Below are 271 nucleotides of genomic sequence, written 5' to 3' on the forward strand. Positions count from 1 at the left end.
TAGATCTGACACTGACAGGCTGGGTTGCGGATAATGGCGATCCGGATAATTTCCTTCGGCCGTTGCTGTCTTGCAGCGCCAAACAGGCTGGCCTGAATGTCGCAAACTGGTGCAACCTTCAGTTTGATAACCTGCTTGAACTGGCGTCACGCACCACAAAGCTGGATCAACGCATGGACTACTATCAGTATGCTCAGGGAATATTGCGCGATGAAGTGCCGATTATTCCGCTGGCACACGGTATCCATTACCAGATTCACCATAAATCTCT

Annotated in this window: 1 pseudogene; it reads left to right on the forward strand. The window is 50.2% G+C overall.

Annotation, left to right across the window (positions count from 1 at the left end):
* A pseudogene (locus ACYP03_RS26275) lies at positions 1 to 271 on the forward strand (ABC transporter substrate-binding protein); the annotation flags it as partial.

This window comes from Photobacterium sp. R1, assembly GCF_054600795.1.